The following is a 3,733-nucleotide window of genomic DNA, read 5'->3' on the forward strand; positions in this document are numbered from 1 at the left end:
AGCCCGCTTGCACCACGTCTCCGGTGCCGGCGATCGCACCGCCGATCACGACGTGATTCGCGCGGTTGAACACCAGCCTGCCGTGGTTGATGAAGGCGCCGTTTCCGATGGCGCCGCCTACGGCGCCAACGCCGAGTTGCAGCGTGCCGCCGTCAATCTGCGTCACGCCGTGGAAGTTGCCGTCTGCTGCGATGGCCAGGGTTCCCTCGCCCGTCTTGGCAAAGTGGCTGCCGTCTCCGCCCAGCACCCCATGCAGCACCGATTGCTGTCCGTCTTCGATGTCGATCGCGCCGGTGCTGTTGACGACCACATCATGGTGGAGGGCCGCATCGTCCTGAAGCTGCAGCGTTCCGCCGTCCAGCGTCACGGCATCGAGCGTACTGCCAAGACTGTCGCCGCTGGCGATGGCCAAGGTGCCGCCCTTGATGCGCCACGGCGTGCGTGCCTGCGTGGGCGCATTGGCCAACTGCCAGGTGCCTTCGGAAGTTTTCTCGAACGCAGAGAAGCCCTGGTAGACGTCGTTGGTGGCGCCAACGCCCCCCGCCGCGCCCAGCTTCGAGACGTCGAAGGCCATTGACGCGCCCGTGATCGGGTCAACGCCCGCCTCGCCATCGAGCACGAGCGTGTTGTTGGTGGATCGTGTGGCGTCCACAGTGCCTTGGATTTCGCTGCCGGCCTGCAACCGCAGCACCGAATTGTGGGCCGTGTCGGCGTACAGGATCGCCACCGATTGCGCCGACCCCGTGCCCGGGACAATGCGGCCGGCGTTCGTGATCACGGTGTTGGCGCCCAGGACGTGTATGCCATAGCCGCCCAAGGACGTGCCGCCAGCGGTTGACCCATTAGGTCCGCCCACAGCGCCGCCGCCTCTACCGCCCAAGCCGCCGGGTGCGCCCCCCCCGCCGCCTCCGGCGCCGGTCTGGTTCGACACCACGTGCTCGCCGTCCGTGCCATTCAGGTTGGTGGACGCGCCGGGCTGCCCGCCGGCCCCGCCCAAGTCTGTACCGCCGCCGTCCCCGGCCGCCCCCCCGCAACCACTATCGGCGCCGACGCCGCTTCCGCAACCAAAGGGATTGATGCTGCCTCCCGCCCCACCGCCACCCCCGCCATACCGATAGTTGCCCGCGATCCCATCCAACCCTGGCTGACCGCCGTTGCCACCGTCGCCTGGCAGCATAGGCACTCCCTCCAAGGGAATGTCGCCGCCGCCGCCGCCGCCGCCGCCCGCGCCGCCCACGCCATCGCCGCCTCGCCCTCCTGCGGCCGCCCCCCGGTTGAACGAGCTCCCGCCCCCGCCGCCGCCGCCGCCACCGGCCCCCCCTTGCAGCAGGTCGCGGTTGGTCAGCACGGCGCCGTCCGCGGCCAGCTCGACGCCGTGCCCGCCCTGGCCGCCATTGCCCCCGGCGCCGCCGCTGCCGCTTACCTGGCCCCCGCCCCCGCCGCCGCCACCCCCGCCGCCACCGGCGCCGCCGATCAGGCGTTCCACGTTGACGAAAGGCGTGGTGTCCGTGATCACGACTGCTGTGTGCCCCGCGCCGCCGTCGCCGCCCCGCATGCCAGTCGCGCCGCCCAGGCCGGCCACACCGCTTTCACCGATGATGTCCGCCAGCGCAGAGACCGGCGCCAGCAACGCCACGCCCGCGATAAAGCACGTTGCGCGGCGGCGTTTGAACCCACTTGGGCCAGCGTTTCCGAGACTGGTGAATAGGGATGTCGTTGTTTTGACGTGGCCGGTTCCGGCTGAAACCGAATGCACACCGTTTCCCACAAACTCGTACCGTGAACGCATTTGCCCCCCATGCACAGATTGGCTGATAAAACCGCATCGACATCGCCTCGCGCGCCAGGATGGGCACCGGAATAGCCGCTCTCATCAAACGCGAGCGAGGCATGGCCTTCGCATCAGGGTGAATGCTAGAAAACTCTTCCAAATAAATATTGAGCACAAATACTCGGATTTAGTCTGATAACCAGAAATTCAAATTTCTTGTAAACCGGTTTTTTCTTGACGAGAACCGAAATTAATATTCGGCAATAACGCAGGTCCTTTCTAATATTTTTATTAAGAGACCTGCTCGCACCTGGATGCGCCGCCTACGCCGGTGTTGCATACAAACACCACGGGCGATTACGCCAACCGCACGCGCATTTGCGAGTGGAAGGTGATGATGCGCATGACGGACAGCGTCATTATCGACACCGGCGTCGACGGCAATGTATGTCCGGCATTCATCTCCGCCCTGCGCAAATGGGCCGGCGGGGCCGAGTCCAAGGCCAAGGATTATTTGGTGAACCGAGCGCCGGGCGGGATGATCCGCAATCGCTAGAAAATGATCTTGATCCCGGCGTTCAGGTTGTAGTTGCCGGACTTGCGGCTGCCGATGCCTTGCTCGGTGCCGGCTTGCACATTCAGGAAGGTGTTGCCGCCCACGAGGCTGTCGTATCCCAGCGCCAGACCCACCCGCGGCCCGCCAAGTTTGTTCATGAAGGTGATGTCACCCTGCGTGGCGGTGGCATAGCGGCTTGACGCGTGGCCGGCCGTGCTCAGCAGGTTGACCGTCGCCCACGCCGTACTGGCCTTGGCGGAATCGCCGTCCCATGTCTTGGACAGGCGCATGCCCAGCCGGCCCGTCACGCTGTTCACGGCGGGAAACGCCACCGCGCTTGCCACGTCCTGGCTGTCCGAGAACTTGATCCGCTGATAGATCACCTGCGCCTGGGGCTCCAGCCGGAGGTTGCTGGCTTCGTCGCCGACGGCGAACGATTTTCCAGCCTCCGCCGAGATCAGGCCGCCCCACCCCGTGGTGGTCAACGGGCCTGCGCCGGCCGCCGAGTTTGCCTTGACGTCGTAGCGGCTGACCTGCGTGACCAGATCCAGATAACCGCCCTTTCCGTCCAGCAGCGTGTAGTAGCCGCCCAGGCTGTATGCCGACTGATCGCTACGCCCCGCGTTGACGGTTTTCCTGCTGAGGTCCTGATAATGGTCCACGTCGGTCTTCATGGTGCTGGCGGACGCAAACACCCCCGCACTGCGCCGCGACAAGCCTCGGAAATCCACATACACGTCGGTTCCAAGCTGGACGCCCGCCAGACTGGACCGCGTCGCGATGTCCTGCGCGGCCAGTCCGGTGCTATTGCCGCGATTGCGTCCAGTGTCGGCCAGGGCGCGACCCCACACGAGGGGGTAAACCTTGCGGGCCAGACTTTCCGTGGATCCCATCCGTTCGTTCAGCGTGCCGACGGTCAGTTCCCCGTGGCGCACGGCCTGATTGCCCAGTTGGGAATACAGCGAAACTTCGGGCCGCGCTTCGCTACGCACATACCAATTATGCGGGGAGGCCTGTACGCCATTGACCACGCTTGAACCGTGTTGCAACCGGTAGAGAAAAGGCCCTTTGCGGTTACCGCCCGGCGTTTCCTCCCGTTGCACGAACGCGTTGTCGGTCGGGCCATTTGCCTTGACCACCATCACGCCGTCTCCCGTAAGCGCGTCCCCTGTGGAGGCCCCATCCATTTGCAGAACCAGATGCGTCGTTCCGACGGCGCCGCCGCCCAGCCGAATGAGGTCCGTGATACCGTTTTGCGTCGACTGCACATGCAGCTGGACGATACCGCCCTGGCCGTTCAGGTTGTTGGCGACCAGCACGCTGGCGCCGGATGGGCCATTGGCCGTGCCGGGCGGCATGAAGTTGATGCGGCCGGCAAGGTTGATCTCGCCAGCGAAGCTGATTGC

General features: G+C 65.4%; 2 protein-coding genes and 1 pseudogene. 1 reads left to right on the plus strand and 2 read right to left on the minus strand.

Features of this window, described 5'->3' with window-relative positions; all coding sequences use genetic code 11:
• Positions 1 to 1,630: pseudogene (locus KVT32_RS32525) on the minus strand (autotransporter-associated beta strand repeat-containing protein); the annotation flags it as partial.
• 544 nt (positions 1,631 to 2,174) lie between these two features.
• On the opposite strand from KVT32_RS32525, the gene KVT32_RS27545 reads away from it, so the two are divergent.
• Positions 2,175 to 2,327, plus strand: a complete 153-nt coding sequence (locus KVT32_RS27545) for a hypothetical protein (RefSeq protein WP_193725291.1) — start codon at positions 2,175 to 2,177, stop codon at positions 2,325 to 2,327.
• Here the strand turns inward: KVT32_RS27545 and KVT32_RS27550 are convergent.
• A partial coding sequence (locus tag KVT32_RS27550) for an autotransporter outer membrane beta-barrel domain-containing protein (protein ID WP_217619128.1) occupies positions 2,324 to 3,733 on the minus strand: 1,410 nt, incomplete at its 5' end. The genes KVT32_RS27545 and KVT32_RS27550 overlap by 4 nt on opposite strands.

It is taken from the genome of Achromobacter sp. GbtcB20 (assembly GCF_019091095.1).
In the GTDB taxonomy this organism is placed as follows: domain Bacteria; phylum Pseudomonadota; class Gammaproteobacteria; order Burkholderiales; family Burkholderiaceae_B; genus Achromobacter; species Achromobacter mucicolens.